Below are 17,512 nucleotides of genomic sequence, written 5' to 3' on the forward strand. Positions count from 1 at the left end.
GGATGATCGTCGAATGGTTTTGAGCAGCCGTGTACAGGCATCGTGGGAACACTGTGATGAGCACGTTAGTGGGTCCCGCGGCATCGATGATAGGCACGCTCATCAGCACGCAAATCGGCAAGCCGAAGCGGCTGCCGGCTGAACGAACCCACGCCGCCGTTGATGCGATGAGCATGCAGACAGCTCGTGCGCTCAGAGCTCCCTCTATATGCGCACGGTCAATGGGGCATCCATCTGGCCAACGTTACCAATAACGCGTCTGCCGCACCGCTCGACGTTGGTAGAATTCGGCCTACGTCAGCCTTTCCAGCCCCTCGTCCATGTCCCGTGCCCTCGCCATCCTCAACACCGTTTTTGGTTATCCCGCGTTTCGAGGGCAGCAGCACGATATCGTCGAGCATGTCGCGGGCGGCGGCGATTGCCTGGTGTTGATGCCCACAGGTGGCGGCAAGTCGCTTTGCTACCAGATTCCGGCGCTCGCGCGCCACGAAGCCGGGCTCGGGACGGGCATCGTCGTATCGCCGTTGATCGCGCTGATGCAAGATCAGGTCGCCGCGCTCACGGAACTCGGTGTGCGTGCGGCGTTTCTCAATTCGACGTTGTCGGGGGCCGAGGCCGCGGCCACTGAACGCGCGCTTCGCGACGGCGAACTCGATCTTCTGTATGTCGCGCCCGAACGCCTGATGACGCCACGCTTTCTCGAGTTGATCGAACGCGCGCGCATCGGGCTTTTCGCGATCGACGAAGCGCATTGCGTTTCGCAGTGGGGGCACGACTTCCGGCCGGAATACATTCAGCTTTCGGTGCTTCACGAGCGTTTTCCGCACGTGCCGCGGATTGCATTGACGGCAACGGCCGATGCGATCACGCGCGACGAGATCGTTCATCGGCTTGCACTCGACGAAGCCCGTATCTTCGTATCGAGCTTCGACCGGCCGAACATCCGCTATCGCATCGTCGAAAAAGATAACGCGCGGGCGCAACTGCTCGATTTCATTCGCGCCGAGCACATGAACGGAGACGGCACGAGCGATGCGGGCGTCGTTTATTGTCTGTCGCGGCGCAAGGTCGAGGAAACGGCTGAATGGCTCAAGGCGCAGGGGCTGCGGGCGCTGCCTTATCACGCTGGCATGGAATTCGGCGTGCGGCAGCGCCATCAGGAGATGTTCCAGCGCGAGGAGGGCATCGTCATGTGCGCGACGATCGCTTTCGGGATGGGCATCGATAAACCCGATGTGCGCTTCGTCGCGCATTTGGACTTGCCCAAGAGCGTGGAAGGCTACTACCAGGAGACGGGCCGCGCAGGGCGCGACGGCTTGCCCGCAAACGCATGGATGGCGTATGGGCTGGGCGACGTGGTGCAGCAGCGCAAGATGATCGACGAATCGGATGCCGATGAAGCGCACAAACGCGTTCAGACCGGCAAGCTCGATGCGCTGCTCGGCTTGTGCGAAGCGGCGGCGTGCCGACGTGTGCGCTTGCTTCGCTACTTCGGGGAGGACAGCGAGCCATGCGGCAACTGCGACACCTGTCTGGAACCTCCGGCGTCGTGGGACGCGACGCGCGAGGCGCGAATGGCGCTCTCATGCGTATTCCGGGCTCGGCGCGCCAGCGGCTTTAACTTCGGCGCGGGCCACCTCATCGACATCTTGCGTGGCAATCGAACCGAAAAGGTGCTGCAACGCGGCCATGAAGTGCTCAGTACCTTTGGGATCGGCGAGTCCTTATCCGAGGCCGAATGGCGAGCGATTTTCCGACAACTGGTGGCGTTCGGCTATCTCGCGGTCGATCACGATGGGTTTGGCGCACTGGTGCTGACCGACGCCAGCAAAGCGGTGCTGAAGGGCGAACAAACGGTCACACTGCGCCGCTATGTGAAACCGGTGCGCAGCCGTCAGGCTCAAGGTCGCTCGACCCAGCGGGTCGACCCGGCAGCGGGCTTGTCACCGCGCGAGCGGGCGCGATGGGAGCGCTTACGTGCGTGGCGTACCGATACGGCGAAGCGCGACGGCGTGCCCGCGTACGTCATCTTCCACGATGCGACGCTGGCCGAAATTGCCCGGAGCGCGCCGGATACGGTCGACGGTTTGCGCCATATCCCCGGTATCGGTGCGCGCAAGCTCGAGCGGTTTGGTGACGAGTTGCTGGAGGTTGCTGGGGCGGACTGAGCGTCTTCGCTCTAGCGAGTCATCTCCATTCATGCGGTCGAGTATTGTCCAGGAGGGTGAAAAAAGCAGAGCCGTCCACTTCTACGCTTGCGTGCTCGCGAGCAGGGAGACGCCCATGCTTTGAGTGACGCCGGGGGGGTAAGTCGAGCTGGCCGTGATTCCCCACAGACGATGGACGAGCGCTGTCGAAAGCATGAAGGTGAGTGCTGTGGATGATGCGTTACCGATCCCGCCGCGCAAAAGAGCTTCCCCACCTTTTTTACCGGCCATAACGATCGATGGACCCGAAGCACTGCCCGGCTCCAGAACTCCGCCATTCTGCGAATAATCGAAGGCAATTACAGGACCCGAGACGGTCCTAAAGATGTCGTCCTTTCCGTCCACGTCTGCTCCTTTGACGATCGCTCGTCACACGTAATCGTTCCCTGATAGCGAGGCGCCCGCGCACGTGGCCGATGGCCATCCGACCTACAGTGCTCCATAGATCGTCGCTCCGAACCATGTGGGCTTGTCTGGATCCGGATCGGTCTTCATGATTTCGACTTTTTTTGCATTGAGCATCGCGGTAGTAAGCACCGTTAGCATTGCGAACGAGCAATGTGCGTTGACGCCAATCGTGTTTTGATAGGTGTCGATGCCATCTTCGTCGAGCACTTCGGCGGCGATGGTACTGCTGTTGCTACCGTCGGGATTTCCGAACTCGATTACATCGACAAACCCGACGATGGGACCGGGATTGGCCATTTGCGTGCTCCTTTATGCATGCCAAATCTGAAACCAACTGCAACGTTTCGAATAAACGTTTCGAATATGTGGCTACCTCGCCAATCCTTCATGCGTTGTGGCCCGTCAGTGACCACTTACACTGGCGCGAGCAACGCGACGCCACCGTACTTGCTGTCGCTCGTAGAAAACAAGGCCCGCACCTTATATCGGTTCGCCATTGCCGTCGAAAAAATGACGGCGTAGCTACCAGATCGTTCGTTCGTCGCATCGAAATGCATCTTGCCGGTGCGGGCGAAACCGAAGGCATCTGTGATCTCGAACGTAATGGCGTTCTTGTCGCTCGCGTTGCCTACGTTGAATTCGGTCACAAAGCCGGTCACGTTATTCGTGTCGGAGAGTCCCTGCCAGTAAACGGTGCCGTCGCTTCTGCTTTCAGCACATATGAGCGTGCCCTGCGTATCGGGAACACCGGGAAATACGGCCAGGGCCGGCGAGGCATTCTCCACGGCATTACTGACAAAGGTGCTCGGCCCCCAACTGTTTCCATCGAACGCCGAGTACCAGAGTTGACCGCGCGTGCCCGTGGCGGATGCCCCCTGATACACCAGATACAGTGTCTCATTGAATACTGCCAGCGCGGGGGACTCGGATAGTTGGCACGGAACCGAGCTCGCCGTTGACCAAGCCGAGCCGTCGTAGCTCATATATTTCAGTTGTTCGGTACCGTTGGGCCGGTATACGAGATACAGATGCTTTTTGAATACTGCGAGCGCGGGCGATCCCGATATCTTGTCGGTCGAAATCTGGACATTCGACGACCATTTCGTTCCGTCGGAGGTCGTTGTGCACCACAGCGTGCCGTCATTGCTGGCGCCTTGGTTCACGACGTACAGTGTTTTCTCGTAGGTTACCGCGGCGGGCCAGCCCGAAACGAGGGCGCCGGGGACTTGAGATTGTGTCGACCAGCTAATCCCGTCGGTGCTGGTAGCGTACTTAATTTCGTTGGATGTGGACTGGCAGAGCAGATATAACTTCTTCTTGAACGCCACTAGCGTCGGTGATGTCGACGTTTGGAAGCCGCTATCGGTGTTGCTCGACCATTCACTGCCGTTGAAGGCTGCGCACCAAATGGCATTTTGCGCGCCGGCGTCCGATGCCGCGGCCTTCGCATACGCTAGGTACAGCGTTCCGTTGTGGTATGTGAGCGCGGGCGAGCCGCTGATGTTCAAGCCGGGAATCTGTACAGTGGCCGAGAAGACCGGTGCCGGCGCTACCGCGCTACCCGAAATGATGCTCATATCGTGTTCCTCGATGATCTGCATTGTCACGGCCTTACAGCTTCAGGGACTCGAGAAAATCGAGCGTTGGACCGGACAGAGCGGAATAAACGTCAGCCACATTGGCCAACATTTGGCTCATGACAACGTCGGTTGAACAAGTTTCACGCCGCTGTATTCGTTGAAATCGATGTGCGAGTCAAGTGCGACGACTTCGTAGCCATTTGCGAGTGCCATCACAAAGATGGCGGTATAGCCAGTGGACGAGGCGTCGCTCAAATCCACCATCGAACCGGTATGTGGGGTTCCGTTTTTAGATGTGATCTCGAAGCTGACCGCGGAAGGATCGTCTTCGCTGCCGAAGGTATAGCGGGTAACGTATCCTGTGATGTTTTTGGCCGCGCTGGCCGCGACTGACAACCACCAGATATTCCCATCCGAGTCGCGCGCAGCGCAGAAGAGGTACGCGTGGCCATTTGCGGTGTACGTCGCCACAGCCGGCGAGTCCGTTACGCTGAGGCTCGTCAAACTCCCCAATAGCGTCCATCCGGTGCCGTCGAAGGTCGCGAAGGACAGATGGTTGGATCCGTCCACATACACCACCCACAACTTTCCGTCGAACGTCGTCACCGCAGGCGCTCGCGTTGTCGACGCATACAGTTTTGTGGCCGAGTCCTGGACGACGCCTTCGGGCGCTTTCCATGTTGTCCCGTCAGCGGTGTGTTTGTAATGGATGTAGTTGGTGGAGTCGCTTGCTGTATAGATCAGAAACAACTTCTTGTTGTATACAGCGAGCGCCGGCGATTGTGAGGTCGATACCCCAGGGACATATTGCGGGTTGCCGCTTGGCCACGCCGTTTGCCCGTCGCCACTGTTGATCCCTATCGCGTTGCCGTTAGTTGCGTCGCGCCACGCTATATATAACTTCCTCGCGCTTGTTTTCCCGTATGCCGCCGCCCCGAGTGTCGTGGCTGCTGGCATGCCCTTCGCCTGGAACATCCAGGACTCGGCTGACCAGGTTGTGCCATCGTACTTCATGCAATAAAGGTCATCGGAGACATCGGCCCGATGCACGAGGTAGAGCGTTCCGTTGAGATCGGCCAGCGCCGGAGGTCCCGATTGGTTATTGCTCTTGATTGCCGGGGCGACCGTCCAAGCTGCGCTGGCAAACGATGCCGTTGCGTACTGCGAATTCTGCAGGCACGCGAGCCACAGCGCGTGTTTGTATTTTGACAGCGCAGGCGAATTCGTTGTTTGGATACCGCTAATCTGCTGCAGCGTTGCATCGGCTTCACCATGCGTGAGTGTTGCCGTATCGCTTGTCGTGCTCATATTCCTCTCCAATCGCGGCGCGGTTGATCGCGTCCGCTTGCGTCAGACCGGCGATAGCAACGTCACGCCGTCATAGGTCGTACCATTCGCCGAAGAAACGGTCACCTGATAACCGCTTGCCATAGCCCGTATGAAAACGATGGCAAAGCCGGTCGATGACATATTGTCAATGTTTGTTGTCATCGTGCCGGAATGTACCGTTTTGTCGCTATCGGTCACCTTGAACTGAATGGTCCCGGCATTTGCGCTGTCACCGAACCGGAATTCGGTGACCGTACCGGTAACGCTGGTTGCTGTTGCCGCAGAGCCGCTTGAGGTATTCACATTTGTCTCCGTTCGGGTATCGCATTTTCGATTCACGCCTTGCATCGTTAGGCTCGCCGAAGCGCGCATAGGAGCCAGGCATGCCTCGGGCTAGCCTGACCCGACGCTCGAGACACTACGCCGGGGAAACCAAGCGGATGCTCGTGCAGATAATCTCGCTATCCTGCTTGCTGGAATAAACCGCTTCCACTCGATAGCCGTTCACCATGGCTGTCGTAAAAAGAAGCGCAAATCCCGAGGACGACTGATCGTCAAATCGGTATTGCATACGACCTTGGTGCGTTTTCTCCTTGCTATCTGTAACCTGAAATCTGATGACGCCCGGTGTCGTGGCGTCGCCGAACTGAAACATGGTGACGCCACCAACAATGTGTTTCGTCGCTGCTGCCGCTGCTTGTCCGGTAAGCACTTTCATATGCGATTCCTTTGAATGCCTGACGCCAACATCAGGTTCAGCTCTCCGAGTGGCAGACGCCGTCGAGAGGCGTGGCGCGGCATCGAAATAATCAAAGCGATATTGGATCGAGCCCGTGTTCCATCATATCGGGCGACAGCAAGACGACACGGTTGTATGTGCTGTCACTATTCTCGCTCGTGACTTCGACCTCATAGCCGTTCATCATTGCAATCGTAAATATGATGGCGTAGCTGGCTGACGACAGGCTCGCTATTTTCCCTTCCATGATGCCGGTGTATTCCCTATTCTTGATATCTGTAATGGTGAAGCCGACAGGGCCAGTGCTGTCGTCCGCGCTGCCAAATTGAAATTGCGTTACGAGGCCGCTATAGCTTGTGCTCACACCTCTCCTCCCTTCAGACAGCTGATACCGGGTTGACATCCGGATCCATCTATTTGATTGCTATCGTGCCGCGCTAGCTGATTTTGACATAATTGATTTTCGTCAATTTGCTTGCCTCGACGTTTCCGAATTGGATGATCGGTTTTCCGACGCGAATTTTTAGGCCTTCCTGGATCTTGTACCACCCTCGCTGTATTCTCATGCCAGGGTACACTAGGTCAAAGTCGTAGCCATCGGGGTGAAAGAGTACCGGCGACTTGTCAGTATTCTGAGTTGGCGCATCGGGGTCTTTCAGTTTTTTGCTTAATTCTTTAAGCCTTACTTGCGCCTCAGGGGTTATCTCTCCTGCATGGATAAGAGCGTCAATCTGGTTCAGCACTGGGACGACCCCTTCTTGAGTGTTGCCTTGATCGTCGACGCCTCCTATTAGTTTGGCCGTATAGCGCTTGACGAGCATCTCGCCTGCGGATACTGCCATTTGCACGGAGGTGCCCAGTTGATAGGCTGTCTCTGCCACCGAATCAAGGCTTGCAAGAGTAATAAGCCCGGCATGTTTGCCCAGGCCCTCTAGCGCTGTCCGATAATCGCCCTGAGCCTTTTTGAGTTCTTTGCTGAGAGCTAAAATTCGGCCCGCCAATTCTTTCTGCCATGGCGTTCCACCAGTGAGCAGATCTCCAATGCCCGCGAGAGACGCAGCGGTGCCCCAACCCATAACAAAAGCCAGAGGGACCCATCCCATGTATACGGTTATAACTATTGCCACCAAAAAGATAACGAGAAAAATCACCGGGCCGAATTTATTGAAGAAGGTTGGTGATTGCATCTCCGTGGCGATTTTTAGATTAATGGCGGCGATTGCGCTGGGTAATTGATCGAGATTGTCAGCCGATGTTTGTTGAGCAGCGGGAAGGCTTGTCTTGATCTCAGCGATCATTTCGCTTAACTTTTTTTGGGGAGTATCGCCTCTTACTCTACTAACCCTCGACATGTTGATTTTAGAAAGATCTGTTTGCAGAATATTGCAGGCTTCTACTACACGCTGGGCGCTTTCCTTCCAATTTCTGATGGCTCGCCGAGTTAGTTCGACGGTCCGCATGTTCACGAGTTCGGTAAAGTTGTTAATAAGGTAGTCAATGAAGTCGAGTGCTTCTACCGCGTCCGCGCTATATTTTCTCCAGCGCGGGTTAATTTCCGCGTCGAATTTATTGAGTGAGCCAAGAAATTGCATGAAATCCTTACTTCTCCATGGTTTCATGAAGTCGATGTGTCGAGCAAAGGCGGCGTAGTAGTGCTTGTAAGGATCAAAATCATTTTGGGTGGGCGTGCGCAGAGGCTCAATGTCATTCACGATGACCGACCACCCCCAGGCCAACTGAGCCCACATCGAGAGCTCAGCGTAATATCGTCCGGTATGTGGGAGTGGCGTTGACATGGCTTATTCACCTCGAGTCACGATGCGCCGGAGCGCCGGAGTTGACTATTTAACGCAATTGGCCGACGGCTCAGGGCACAGGGTACGACCGAAGCGGGGGGACTCGACCTGGTGGAACTAATAGGTCCGCGATAGCTGTCAGCGAAGTGCGATGGCTTGCGCAGTGACTCGGGCGGGCGCTCCGCGTCCCCGGGCGCATCAGGGTCCCGGTCTCACCGCCAAACGCAAACTATTGACGCGCTTGACCTTTTCGCAATATCATGCCGGGTTCCTGTTCGCGGAATGCCCGTCTGGGTCACTGTGAGTGGGATGCGTCAGGCGTGCCACCGTCCGCTTTGCCCGGCCGGCGCCACGCCGATTTTTCAATTTTGGGAATACACAATGCCAACCATCAATCAACTGGTTCGCAAAGGCCGTGCGTCGGAAACGACGAAAAGCAAGAGCCCGGCCTTGCAGGACTGCCCTCAGCGTCGCGGTGTGTGCACACGCGTGTACACCACGACGCCGAAAAAGCCGAACTCGGCGCTCCGTAAGGTTGCAAAGGTTCGTCTGACGAACGGTTTCGAAGTCATTTCGTACATCGGCGGTGAAGGCCACAACCTTCAAGAGCACTCGGTCGTGCTGATCCGCGGCGGTCGCGTGAAAGACTTGCCGGGTGTGCGCTACCACATGGTCCGCGGCTCGCTCGATACGCAAGGCGTCAAGGACCGTAAGCAAGCTCGTTCGAAGTACGGTGCAAAGCGCGCGAAGGCTGGCAAGTAAGCAGTCTTCGGAATCATTAAGGCGGTGGTGCCGGAATTGCCGGTGCTGTCGAGTAAGTGGTCACCCGGCCAAGCTGGTTAGTCGAAGGATGGATCGGGTTAGTTGGTGGCCGCGGGGCGTCAATCAATAACGCTCCAACTGAAAAGTAAAGGAACAGACATGCCGCGTCGTCGCGAAGTCCCCAAGCGGGAAGTGTTGCCGGACCCGAAGTTCGGTAACGTTGATGTTGCAAAATTCATGAACGTGCTGATGCTCTCCGGCAAGAAGTCGGTGGCCGAACGCATCGTTTATGGCGCTTTCGAGCAAATCCAGACCAAGGGTGGCAAGGACCCGCTGGAAGTGTTCACGGTGGCGCTCAACAACGTGAAGCCGGTGGTCGAAGTGAAGAGCCGCCGCGTTGGTGGAGCCAACTATCAGGTTCCGGTCGAAGTGCGTCCGTCGCGTCGTATGGCATTGGCGATGCGTTGGTTGCGTGAGGCCGCGAAAAAGCGCAGCGAGAAGTCGATGGCATTGCGCCTCGCTGGTGAACTGAGTGAAGCCGCGGAAGGCCGTGGCGGCGCGATGAAAAAGCGCGACGAAGTGCACCGGATGGCCGAGGCCAACAAGGCGTTCTCGCATTTCCGTTTCTAAGCCACTTTTTTTGTTGGCTCAATCGGAAAGAAATTCCGGGCGGGTGCGCTTTTTAGCGCCTCGCCCGTTTGTGTTAGGCGCGAAGGCTTTCATCGTATGCTTCGCGCCGTCCAATAGAGGATAAAAGTGGCTCGTAAGACTCCCATCGAGCGCTACCGTAATATCGGTATTAGCGCTCACATCGACGCCGGCAAGACGACGACGACCGAGCGCATTCTGTTTTACACCGGCGTGAACCACAAGATTGGCGAGGTTCACGACGGCGCCGCCACGATGGACTGGATGGAGCAGGAGCAGGAGCGTGGCATCACGATCACGTCCGCTGCGACGACTGCTTTCTGGAAGGGCATGGGCGGCAATTACCCGGAGCACCGGATCAACATCATCGACACCCCCGGGCACGTCGACTTCACGATTGAAGTCGAGCGCTCGATGCGCGTGCTCGACGGCGCCTGCATGGTGTATTGCGCCGTGGGCGGCGTGCAGCCGCAATCGGAAACGGTCTGGCGTCAAGCGAACAAATACAAGGTGCCGCGCCTTGCGTTCGTCAACAAGATGGATCGCACCGGCGCGAACTTTTTCAAGGTCTACGACCAGTTAAAGATGCGCCTAAAGGCGAACCCGGTCCCCGTCGTGGTGCCGATCGGCTCGGAAGAATCGTTCAAGGGTGTCGTCGATCTCTTGAAGATGCGCGCGATCGTTTGGGATGAGGCCTCGCAAGGCACGAAGTTCGATTACGTCGATATTCCGGCCGAGCTCGTCGACACCTGCAACGAGTGGCGCGAGAAGATGATCGAGTCGGCTGCTGAAGCGAGCGAAGAGCTGATGGAGAAATACCTCGGCGGTGAAGAGCTCACGGAAGCCGAAATCGTCAAGGCATTGCGTGATCGCACGATCGCCTGCGAAATCCAGCCGATGCTGTGCGGCACCGCGTTCAAGAACAAGGGCGTGCAGCGCATGCTCGACGCCGTGATCGACTTCCTGCCGTCGCCGGTCGACATCCCGCCGGTCAAGGGCGAACTCGAAAACGGTGACGCGGTCGAGCGTCGCGCGGCGGACGACGAGAAGTTCTCGGCGCTGGCATTCAAGATCATGACGGACCCGTTCGTCGGCCAGCTGATCTTCTTCCGTGTCTACTCGGGCGTGGTGAATTCGGGTGACACCGTGCTGAACTCGACCAAAGACAAGAAAGAGCGTCTTGGCCGGATTTTGCAGATGCACGCGAATCAGCGCGAGGAAATCAAGGAAGTGCGCGCGGGCGACATCGCCGCTGCCGTTGGCCTGAAAGAGGCGACGACGGGCGACACGCTGTGCGATCCGTCGAACCCGATCATCCTCGAGCGCATGATCTTCCCCGAGCCTGTGATTTCGCAGGCAGTCGAGCCGAAGACGAAGCCCGATCAGGAGAAGATGGGCATTGCGCTGAACCGTCTGGCACAAGAAGACCCGTCGTTCCGCGTACAAACGGACGAAGAGTCAGGCCAAACGATCATTTCGGGCATGGGCGAGCTGCACCTCGAAATTCTCGTTGACCGCATGAAGCGCGAATTCGGCGTCGAGGCGACGGTCGGCAAGCCGCAAGTGGCGTATCGTGAGACGATCCGCGCGACGGCGACGGGTGTCGAGGGCAAGTTCGTCAAGCAATCGGGCGGTCGCGGCCAGTACGGTCACGCGGTCATCACGCTCGAGCCGAACGAGCAAGGCAAGGGCTACGAATTCCTTGACGAGATCAAGGGCGGTGTCATTCCGCGCGAGTACATTCCTGCGGTGGACAAGGGTATCCAGGAAACGCTGAAAAGCGGTGTGCTGGCAGGCTTCCCGGTGGTCGATGTGAAAGTGCACCTCACGTTCGGTTCGTACCACGATGTCGACTCGAACGAAAATGCGTTCCGCATGGCCGGTTCGATGGCGTTCAAAGAAGCAATGCGCCGTGCGAGCCCGGTCATCCTCGAACCGATGATGGCCGTGGAAGTCGAAACGCCGGAAGACTATATGGGCAACGTGATGGGCGACTTGTCGGGTCGTCGCGGTATTGTCCAGGGCATGGAAGACATGGTTGGCGGCGGCAAGATCGTCCGCGCAGAAGTGCCGTTGTCGGAAATGTTCGGCTACTCGACGTCGCTGCGCTCGCTCACGCAGGGCCGCGCAACGTACACGATGGAGTTCAAGCATTACGCCGAAGCACCGCGTAATGTTGCTGACGCGATCATCAGCGCAAAGGCGAAGTAAGCCGTCCGGCTACTCCTTTTCATAGACCACTTTTTAAAAGAAGCGAACCATGGCTAAAGGTAAATTTGAACGGACCAAGCCGCACGTGAACGTCGGCACGATTGGTCACGTTGATCACGGCAAGACCACGCTGACGGCGGCGATCACGACGGTGCTGACCGCGAAGTTTGGTGGCGAAGCGAAGGCGTACGACCAGATCGACGCGGCGCCGGAAGAAAAGGCGCGCGGTATCACGATCAACACGGCGCACGTGGAGTACGAGACGGCTAACCGTCACTACGCGCACGTTGACTGCCCGGGCCACGCTGACTACGTGAAGAACATGATCACGGGTGCGGCGCAGATGGACGGCGCGATCCTGGTGTGTTCGGCCGCGGACGGCCCGATGCCGCAAACGCGCGAGCACATTTTGCTGGCGCGTCAGGTGGGCGTGCCGTACATCATCGTGTTCCTGAACAAGTGCGACATGGTGGACGACGCGGAACTGCTCGAGCTGGTGGAAATGGAAGTGCGCGAGCTGCTCTCGAAGTACGACTTCCCGGGCGACGAAACGCCGATCATCAAGGGCTCGGCGAAGCTGGCGCTCGAAGGCGACAAGGGCGAGCTGGGCGAAGTGGCGATCATGAGCCTGGCCGACGCGCTGGACACGTACATCCCGACGCCGGAGCGCGCGATCGACGGCGCGTTCCTGATGCCGGTGGAAGATGTGTTCTCGATCTCGGGTCGCGGCACGGTGGTAACGGGCCGGGTCGAGCGTGGCGTGGTGAAGGTTGGCGAGGAAATCGAGATTATCGGTATCAAGCCGACGGTGAAGACGACGTGCACGGGCGTGGAGATGTTCCGCAAGCTGCTGGACCAAGGTCAAGCGGGCGACAACGTGGGCATTTTGCTGCGCGGCACGAAGCGCGAAGACGTGGAGCGTGGCCAGGTGTTGGCTAAGCCGGGTTCGATCACGCCGCATACGCACTTCACGGCTGAGGTGTATGTGCTGAGCAAGGACGAAGGCGGTCGCCACACGCCGTTCTTCAACAACTATCGTCCGCAGTTCTACTTCCGCACGACGGATGTGACGGGTTCGATCGAGTTGCCGAAGGACAAGGAAATGGTGATGCCGGGCGATAACGTGTCGATCACGGTCAAGCTGATCGCGCCGATCGCCATGGAAGAAGGCCTGCGCTTCGCTATCCGCGAAGGCGGCCGTACCGTCGGTGCAGGTGTCGTTGCGAAGATCATCGAGTAAAATCGACGGCTTTGCAGCGGCTCCAGTTGGACCGCTGCACACGCAGGACTGCAGTAAAACGTGCCCGGGCTTGGGCGCGTTCCTCCTCGGGAGGCGTCCAAGCCCACGTTCTTTTATTAATCCGGCGGCGCAAAGCTGCCTCGCTCTTTCCAAGGAATCGTCATGCAGAACCAGAAAATCCGCATTCGCTTGAAGGCATTCGACTATCGCCTGATCGATCAATCGGCAGCCGAGATCGTCGAAACGGCAAAGCGGACTGGCGCGATCGTTCGTGGCCCTGTGCCGCTGCCGACTCGCATTCAGCGTTTCGACATCCTGCGTTCGCCGCACGTCAACAAGACGTCGCGCGATCAGCTCGAGATTCGTACGCACCAACGGCTGATGGACATCGTCGACCCGACGGACAAGACTGTCGACGCGTTGATGAAGCTCGATCTGCCGGCCGGCGTCGAGGTCGACATCAAGCTGCAATAAGGTTTGCGCTGCCGCGCGCGACACATCGCGGCAGTAAGTCTTTGATTGCTTGCGGAAAACGGATCGTCTCGCTATAATGCAAGGCTTTTCGCGCATTTGCGCAAAAAAGCCGGTGCAAGAATAGTGGGCTTAGCGTCGTTGTCGCTCCAATGAGCGGCGTGGCGAGCGGTTCGCGATGCCTCGCAAGCACCGGCATTTTGTAAATTAGCCCCGGCCAATCGCAGTCGGGAATGGAGAAAACGATGAGCCTTGGACTCGTAGGTCGCAAGGTTGGCATGACCCGTATCTTCACGGCCGAAGGGGATTCGATTCCCGTGACCGTGCTGGACGTGTCCGACAACCGCGTGACGCAGATCAAGACTGTTGAAACGGATGGTTATATCGCCGTTCAAGTTGCTTTCGGCAAGCGCCGTGCATCGCGCGTGACGAAGCCGCTGGCTGGTCACCTCGCCAAAGCCGGCGTCGAAGCCGGTGAAATCCTCAAGGAATTCCTAATTGACGCCGCAAAGGCTGCCGAGCTCACTGCCGGCGCCGTGATCGGTGTCGATCTCTTCGAAGTGGGCCAGATGATCGACGTGCAAGGCGTGTCGATCGGTAAGGGCTACGCCGGTACCATCAAGCGCTACAACTTCGCCTCGGGCCGTGCTTCGCACGGTAACTCGCGTTCGCATAACGTGCCGGGCTCGATTGGTATGGCGCAGGACCCGGGCCGTGTGTTCCCGGGTAAGCGCATGACCGGCCACATGGGTGACGACACCGTCACCGTGCAGAATCTCGAAATCGCTCGCATCGACGCTGAACGCAAGTTGCTGTTCGTCAAGGGCGCAGTCCCCGGCGCGAAGCAAGGAAAAGTTTTCGTGACGCCGGCAGTGAAGGCGCGTGCCGTGAAAGGAGCGAAATAATGGAACTCAAGCTCCTGAATGCCAATGGTCAGGAAGGCGCGAGCGTGAACGCATCGGACGTCGTGTTCGGTCGTGATTACAACGAAGCGCTGATCCATCAGATCGTCGTTGCTTATCAGGCCAACGCGCGTAGCGGCAACCGCGCGCAAAAAGACCGCGAGCAAGTCAAGCACACGACCAAAAAACCGTGGCGCCAAAAAGGCACCGGCCGCGCTCGTGCCGGTATGTCGTCGAGCCCGTTGTGGCGCGGCGGCGGTCGGATCTTCCCGAACTCGCCCGAAGAAAACTTCGCGCACAAGGTCAACAAGAAGATGCATCGCGCAGGCCTCTGCTCGATCTTCTCGCAGCTCGCTCGCGAAGGGCGTCTTTCGGTCGTCGACGACATCGCTCTCGAAGCACCGAAGACGAAGCTGCTGGCTGAAAAATTCAAGGCTATGGGCCTCGACTCCGTGCTCGTCATTACTGACACGGTCGACGAGAACCTGTACCTCGCGTCGCGCAATCTCACCCACGTGGCGGTTGTCGAGCCGCGTTACGCCGACCCCCTCTCGCTGATCTACTTCAAGAAAGTGCTGATCACGAAGGCCGCGGTCGCTCAGATCGAGGAGTTGCTGTCATGAGCGAGAATCGCAAGAACGATCATCGTTTGATGCAGGTCCTGCTCGCGCCGGTGATCTCCGAAAAGGCGACGCTGGTGGCCGACAAGAACGAGCAAGTTGTGTTCGAAATCGCGCCCGATGCGACGAAGCAGGAAGTCAAGGCTGCCGTCGAACTGCTCTTCAAGGTGGAAGTGAATTCCGTCAACGTGCTGAACGTGAAGGGTAAGGCGAAGCGTTTCGGCCGTTTCATGGGTCGCCGCAAAGATGTGCGCAAGGCCTATGTCTGCTTGAAGCCCGGTCAGGAAATCAACTTTGAAGCGGAGGCCAAGTAATCATGGCACTCGTTAAAGTTAAGCCGACCTCGCCCGGACGCCGCGCGATGGTCAAGGTGGTCAACAAGGATCTTCACAAGGGCAAGCCGTTCGCGGCACTCGTGGACACGAAGATCTCGACCGGTGGCCGTAACAACAACGGTCACATCACGACCCGTCACAAGGGTGGTGGTCACAAGCAACACTATCGTGTGGTCGATTTCCGTCGCACGAAGGATGGCATCCCTGCGAAGGTCGAGCGCATCGAGTACGACCCGAACCGTAGCGCGAACATCGCGCTGGTGCTGTACGCCGACGGCGAACGCCGTTACATCATCGCGCCGAAGGGTGTGGTGGTGGGCCAGCAGCTGATGTCCGGCTCGGAAGCGCCGATCCGCGCAGGCAATACGCTGCCGATCCGCAATATTCCGGTTGGTACGACGGTTCACTGCATCGAGATGCTGCCGGGCAAGGGCGCGCAAATGGCGCGTTCGGCTGGTACCTCGGCCATGCTGCTGGCACGTGAAGGCACGTACGCACAAGTTCGTTTGCGCTCGGGTGAAATCCGCCGCGTGCATATCGAATGCCGCGCGACGATCGGTGAAGTGGGCAACGAAGAGCATAGCCTGCGTCAGATCGGCAAGGCCGGTGCGAACCGGTGGCGCGGTATTCGCCCGACGGTGCGTGGTGTTGCGATGAACCCGGTCGATCACCCGCACGGCGGCGGCGAAGGCAAGACCGCAGCAGGCCGTGATCCGGTGAGCCCGTGGGGCACGCCGACGAAGGGCTACCGCACCCGTCGCAATAAGCGCACGACGACGATGATCGTCCAGCGCCGTCACAAGCGTTAAGGAGTAGGCAATGGCACGTTCTGTTAAAAAAGGTCCGTTCTGCGACGCCCATTTGCTGAAGAAAGTTGAGGCGGCTGCAGCTTCGCGCGATAAAAAACCGATCAAGACATGGTCGCGTCGTTCGACGATCCTGCCGGACTTCATCGGCCTGACGATCGCCGTTCATAACGGTCGTCAGCATGTTCCGGTGTATATCTCGGAAAACATGGTCGGCCACAAACTTGGCGAGTTCGCTTTGACCCGGACGTTCAAGGGTCACGCGGCCGACAAGAAGGCCAAGAAATAAGGGGCAATCAAGATGGAAGTGAAAGCAATTCATCGCGGTGCCCGCATCTCGGCGCAGAAAACGCGCCTTGTGGCTGACCAGATCCGCGGTTTGCCGGTCGACAAGGCGCTGAACGTCCTGACGTTCTCGCCGAAGAAGGCGGCTGGCATCGTGAAGAAGGTTGTGCTGTCGGCGATCGCGAATGCGGAGCACAACGAAGGTGCCGATATCGACGAGCTCAAGATCACGAGCATCTATATCGATAAGGCTGCATCGCTCAAGCGCTTTACCGCGCGTGCGAAAGGCCGCGGCAACCGCATCGAGAAGCAATCCTGTCACATCACTGTGACGGTCGGGAATTAAGGGGTCATACGATGGGACAGAAAATTCATCCGACTGGCTTCCGCTTGGCCGTCAGCCGCAATTGGGCTTCGCGTTGGTACGCGAACAACAACAATTTCGCGGCGATGTTGCAGGAAGACATCGGTGTTCGTGAATACCTGAAGAAGAAGCTGAAGAACGCTTCGGTTGGCCGCGTCGTCATCGAGCGTCCGGCGAAAAACGCGCGCATCACGATTTACAGCTCGCGTCCCGGTGTAGTCATCGGCAAGAAGGGTGAGGATATCGAACTGTTGAAGTCGGAACTGCAACGCCGCATGGGCGTGCCGGTCCACGTCAACATCGAGGAAATCCGCAAGCCGGAAACCGATGCGCAACTGATCGCCGATTCGATCACGCAGCAGCTCGAGCGTCGGATCATGTTCCGTCGCGCGATGAAGCGTGCGATGCAAAACGCGATGCGTCTCGGTGCCCAAGGCATCAAGATCATGAGCGCCGGCCGATTGAACGGCATCGAAATCGCTCGTACCGAGTGGTACCGCGAAGGCCGCGTGCCGCTTCATACGCTGCGTGCGGACATCGACTACGCAACTTCGGAAGCGAAGACGACGTACGGCATCATCGGCGTGAAGGTCTGGGTCTACAAGGGCGACACGCTCGGCCGTAACGACGCGCCGGTCGTCGAAGAGACCGCAGAAGAAAAGCGCCCGCGCCGCAACGCGCGCCCGGGCGATCGTCGTCCGCGCCGTGACGGTGAAGGTGGCGCGCCCTCGGGTGCTCGTCGTGGTGGCCCGCGTCGCGGCGCCGCCGGCGGCGGCAAGCCCGAAGGCGACGGCAAGACTGGAGAATAA

Annotated in this window: 21 protein-coding genes; 13 read left to right on the top strand and 8 right to left on the bottom strand. The window is 58.3% G+C overall.

The window, feature by feature from the left end; all coding sequences use genetic code 11:
* Positions 1-320: 320 nt before the first annotated feature.
* On the top strand, positions 321-2,168 hold the full coding sequence (recQ, locus tag ACSQ20_RS01450; RefSeq protein ID WP_436016752.1) for a DNA helicase RecQ: 1,848 nt from the start codon (positions 321-323) through the stop codon (positions 2,166-2,168).
* An 81-nt stretch (positions 2,169-2,249) separates the two neighbouring features.
* Here recQ and ACSQ20_RS01455 read toward each other — a convergent pair whose 3' ends face one another.
* The 8 genes from ACSQ20_RS01455 to ACSQ20_RS01490 all read right to left on the bottom strand — a co-directional run bounded on the left by ACSQ20_RS01455 (position 2,250) and on the right by ACSQ20_RS01490 (position 8,059).
* A complete protein-coding gene (locus ACSQ20_RS01455) occupies positions 2,250-2,552 on the bottom strand; it encodes a hypothetical protein (protein ID WP_436016754.1) in 303 nt (100 codons plus the stop codon).
* A gap of 84 nt (positions 2,553-2,636) precedes the next feature.
* Positions 2,637-2,912 (bottom strand): hypothetical protein, encoded by a 276-nt coding sequence (locus ACSQ20_RS01460; protein ID WP_436016756.1) that lies wholly within the window; start codon positions 2,910-2,912, stop codon positions 2,637-2,639.
* A gap of 116 nt (positions 2,913-3,028) precedes the next feature.
* Positions 3,029-4,216, bottom strand: a complete 1,188-nt coding sequence (locus tag ACSQ20_RS01465; RefSeq protein ID WP_436016758.1) for a sialidase family protein — start codon at positions 4,214-4,216, stop codon at positions 3,029-3,031.
* A 93-nt stretch (positions 4,217-4,309) separates the two neighbouring features.
* Entirely contained in the window at positions 4,310-5,503 is a 1,194-nt protein-coding gene (locus ACSQ20_RS01470) for a hypothetical protein (protein WP_436016760.1), read from the bottom strand.
* Positions 5,504-5,545: 42 nt separating this feature from the next.
* Positions 5,546-5,827, bottom strand: a complete 282-nt coding sequence (locus tag ACSQ20_RS01475) for a hypothetical protein (RefSeq protein WP_436016762.1) — start codon at positions 5,825-5,827, stop codon at positions 5,546-5,548.
* Positions 5,828-5,942: 115 nt separating this feature from the next.
* Positions 5,943-6,242 carry a hypothetical protein gene (locus ACSQ20_RS01480; protein WP_436016764.1) on the bottom strand — a complete coding sequence of 100 codons (300 nt, stop codon included), beginning with the start codon at positions 6,240-6,242 and terminating at the stop codon, positions 5,943-5,945.
* Between the two features lie 91 nt (positions 6,243-6,333).
* Positions 6,334-6,627, bottom strand: coding sequence for a hypothetical protein (locus ACSQ20_RS01485; RefSeq protein ID WP_436016766.1), 294 nt, complete (start codon positions 6,625-6,627; stop codon positions 6,334-6,336).
* 73 nt (positions 6,628-6,700) lie between these two features.
* Positions 6,701-8,059: a hypothetical protein gene (locus ACSQ20_RS01490; RefSeq protein WP_436016768.1), complete on the bottom strand. Its 1,359-nt coding sequence runs from the start codon at positions 8,057-8,059 to the stop codon at positions 6,701-6,703.
* A 381-nt stretch (positions 8,060-8,440) separates the two neighbouring features.
* Here ACSQ20_RS01490 and rpsL point away from each other — a divergent pair, with 381 nt between their 5' ends.
* From rpsL to rpsC, 12 genes are all read left to right on the top strand, one after another.
* Positions 8,441-8,821: a 30S ribosomal protein S12 gene (gene rpsL, locus ACSQ20_RS01495; protein WP_006998493.1), complete on the top strand. Its 381-nt coding sequence runs from the start codon at positions 8,441-8,443 to the stop codon at positions 8,819-8,821.
* A gap of 159 nt (positions 8,822-8,980) precedes the next feature.
* Positions 8,981-9,451 carry a 30S ribosomal protein S7 gene (gene rpsG, locus ACSQ20_RS01500; protein WP_006053291.1) on the top strand — a complete coding sequence of 157 codons (471 nt, stop codon included), beginning with the start codon at positions 8,981-8,983 and terminating at the stop codon, positions 9,449-9,451.
* A 126-nt stretch (positions 9,452-9,577) separates the two neighbouring features.
* On the top strand, positions 9,578-11,680 hold the full coding sequence (gene fusA, locus ACSQ20_RS01505) for an elongation factor G (protein WP_436016770.1): 2,103 nt from the start codon (positions 9,578-9,580) through the stop codon (positions 11,678-11,680).
* A 49-nt stretch (positions 11,681-11,729) separates the two neighbouring features.
* Positions 11,730-12,920, top strand: coding sequence for an elongation factor Tu (tuf, locus tag ACSQ20_RS01510; protein ID WP_436016732.1), 1,191 nt, complete (start codon positions 11,730-11,732; stop codon positions 12,918-12,920).
* A gap of 162 nt (positions 12,921-13,082) precedes the next feature.
* Positions 13,083-13,394, top strand: a complete 312-nt coding sequence (gene rpsJ / locus ACSQ20_RS01515) for a 30S ribosomal protein S10 (RefSeq protein ID WP_436016772.1) — start codon at positions 13,083-13,085, stop codon at positions 13,392-13,394.
* A gap of 242 nt (positions 13,395-13,636) precedes the next feature.
* Positions 13,637-14,296: a 50S ribosomal protein L3 gene (rplC, locus tag ACSQ20_RS01520; protein ID WP_436016774.1), complete on the top strand. Its 660-nt coding sequence runs from the start codon at positions 13,637-13,639 to the stop codon at positions 14,294-14,296.
* Positions 14,296-14,916: a 50S ribosomal protein L4 gene (rplD, locus tag ACSQ20_RS01525; RefSeq protein WP_436016776.1), complete on the top strand. Its 621-nt coding sequence runs from the start codon at positions 14,296-14,298 to the stop codon at positions 14,914-14,916. The genes rplC and rplD overlap by 1 nt, the downstream gene beginning before the upstream one ends.
* Entirely contained in the window at positions 14,913-15,227 is a 315-nt protein-coding gene (rplW, locus tag ACSQ20_RS01530; RefSeq protein WP_436016778.1) for a 50S ribosomal protein L23, read from the top strand. Before rplD ends, rplW begins: the two co-directional genes overlap by 4 nt.
* 2 nt (positions 15,228-15,229) lie before the next feature.
* A complete protein-coding gene (gene rplB, locus ACSQ20_RS01535; RefSeq protein ID WP_436016780.1) occupies positions 15,230-16,057 on the top strand; it encodes a 50S ribosomal protein L2 in 828 nt (275 codons plus the stop codon).
* 10 nt (positions 16,058-16,067) lie between these two features.
* Positions 16,068-16,343: a 30S ribosomal protein S19 gene (rpsS, locus tag ACSQ20_RS01540; RefSeq protein ID WP_004199273.1), complete on the top strand. Its 276-nt coding sequence runs from the start codon at positions 16,068-16,070 to the stop codon at positions 16,341-16,343.
* A gap of 12 nt (positions 16,344-16,355) precedes the next feature.
* Entirely contained in the window at positions 16,356-16,685 is a 330-nt protein-coding gene (rplV, locus tag ACSQ20_RS01545) for a 50S ribosomal protein L22 (protein WP_011490054.1), read from the top strand.
* Positions 16,686-16,696: 11 nt separating this feature from the next.
* A complete protein-coding gene (gene rpsC / locus ACSQ20_RS01550; protein WP_436016784.1) occupies positions 16,697-17,512 on the top strand; it encodes a 30S ribosomal protein S3 in 816 nt (271 codons plus the stop codon).

It is taken from the genome of Trinickia sp. LjRoot230, assembly GCF_964253315.1.
In the GTDB taxonomy this organism is placed as follows: domain Bacteria; phylum Pseudomonadota; class Gammaproteobacteria; order Burkholderiales; family Burkholderiaceae; genus Trinickia.

Coding starts and splice junctions, on each gene's coding strand:
- recQ (WP_436016752.1), top strand. CDS start 321: ATGTCCCGTGCCCTCGCCATCCTCAACACCGTTTTTGGTTATCCCGCG.
- ACSQ20_RS01460 (WP_436016756.1), bottom strand. CDS start 2,912: ATGGCCAATCCCGGTCCCATCGTCGGGTTTGTCGATGTAATCGAGTTC.
- ACSQ20_RS01465 (WP_436016758.1), bottom strand. CDS start 4,216: ATGCAGATCATCGAGGAACACGATATGAGCATCATTTCGGGTAGCGCG.
- ACSQ20_RS01470 (WP_436016760.1), bottom strand. CDS start 5,503: ATGAGCACGACAAGCGATACGGCAACACTCACGCATGGTGAAGCCGAT.
- ACSQ20_RS01480 (WP_436016764.1), bottom strand. CDS start 6,242: ATGAAAGTGCTTACCGGACAAGCAGCGGCAGCAGCGACGAAACACATT.
- ACSQ20_RS01490 (WP_436016768.1), bottom strand. CDS start 8,059: ATGTCAACGCCACTCCCACATACCGGACGATATTACGCTGAGCTCTCG.
- rpsL (WP_006998493.1), top strand. CDS start 8,441: ATGCCAACCATCAATCAACTGGTTCGCAAAGGCCGTGCGTCGGAAACG.
- rpsG (WP_006053291.1), top strand. CDS start 8,981: ATGCCGCGTCGTCGCGAAGTCCCCAAGCGGGAAGTGTTGCCGGACCCG.
- tuf (WP_436016732.1), top strand. CDS start 11,730: ATGGCTAAAGGTAAATTTGAACGGACCAAGCCGCACGTGAACGTCGGC.
- rpsJ (WP_436016772.1), top strand. CDS start 13,083: ATGCAGAACCAGAAAATCCGCATTCGCTTGAAGGCATTCGACTATCGC.
- rplC (WP_436016774.1), top strand. CDS start 13,637: ATGAGCCTTGGACTCGTAGGTCGCAAGGTTGGCATGACCCGTATCTTC.
- rplD (WP_436016776.1), top strand. CDS start 14,296: ATGGAACTCAAGCTCCTGAATGCCAATGGTCAGGAAGGCGCGAGCGTG.
- rplW (WP_436016778.1), top strand. CDS start 14,913: ATGAGCGAGAATCGCAAGAACGATCATCGTTTGATGCAGGTCCTGCTC.
- rplB (WP_436016780.1), top strand. CDS start 15,230: ATGGCACTCGTTAAAGTTAAGCCGACCTCGCCCGGACGCCGCGCGATG.
- rpsS (WP_004199273.1), top strand. CDS start 16,068: ATGGCACGTTCTGTTAAAAAAGGTCCGTTCTGCGACGCCCATTTGCTG.
- rplV (WP_011490054.1), top strand. CDS start 16,356: ATGGAAGTGAAAGCAATTCATCGCGGTGCCCGCATCTCGGCGCAGAAA.
- rpsC (WP_436016784.1), top strand. CDS start 16,697: ATGGGACAGAAAATTCATCCGACTGGCTTCCGCTTGGCCGTCAGCCGC.